This is a genomic window from Vibrio sp. 970 (assembly GCF_033339075.1).
On sequence record NZ_JAWOTW010000104.1, the window covers coordinates 1 to 1,028 of the forward strand.

Annotated in this window: 1 protein-coding gene; it reads left to right on the forward strand. The window is 46.1% G+C overall.

Annotated features, from left to right (window positions below; genetic code table 11):
* Positions 1-958 (forward strand): outer membrane protein transport protein (locus R7Q11_RS25015; RefSeq protein ID WP_225466859.1); only part of this gene is annotated, 958 nt, incomplete at its 5' end.
* Positions 959-1,028 lie beyond the last annotated feature (70 nt).

The window sequence follows — 1,028 nt, forward strand, 5'->3', positions numbered from 1 at the left end:
TCAATACAACGAACAATTCGCAATCGGCCTAGCGTTCGGTACGAACTACGGTATGGAAACGGATCTAGGCAAAGGCTTTGCCGCCTCTCATTTTGGTAACGAAGCAAGCGTAACCACAATGGGAGCAAACCTAAACGCAGCATACAAAATTAATGATACGGTAAGTATTGGTGGTGGTATTCGTTACATCATCGGTGAAGGAAGTTTTGGCGCTACGGCTCCTAAAGTAAACGTATTACAAAAACCTCAAGGTACGACTCTTAAGTACATGGAAGGTGACGATACGGCTTGGGGTTGGCAATTGGGTACAGCGTGGCAGATCAATGAAAACAACCGCATCGGTTTCACGTACAAATCTGAGGTTGAGCTGAAGCTTGAAGGTCATGCTGAGGGCCTTGGTTTTGGCTTCGGTACTCCTAAGCTTCCACAGCTACGTGACAATGGCTACATGTACCTAAACCTACCAGCAACGGCTGAACTAGCGAGCTTCCACCAAGTAACGGATCAACTTGCGCTACACGCAAGTTTCAACTGGACTGACTGGAGCTCTTTCGAGAAGCTAGAAGCTCACCTAGAAACCGCTGGTACACACATGGTGAAAGTGGAAAACTGGGAAGATAACTACCGCTTTGCAGTTGGTGCGACTTACCAACTTCAACCTAAGGTAGCCCTACGTACTGGTATTGCATACGATACGTCTGCTGTAAGTGATAAGAACCGCACGATCACTATTCCAGAAACAGACCGTACTTGGTTAAGCATCGGTGCAACTTATGACTGGACGAAAGACTTCAGCCTAGACGCTGGCTTCACTTACATTATCGCGAAAGACGCACCAATCGTTGAGTCTCGTGGCTACAAGTCAGACGATTCAGCTGAAGTAGTTGGCGGTCAATTCGTTGGTGAAACAACGGGTAACGTTTGGCTAATCGGTGTTCAAGCGAACTACCGTTTCTAATTACTCGTTAAAAATCGAGAGACAAAAAAGGCTTAGCACTTGCTAAGCCTTTTTTATTGCGTTCATTTTA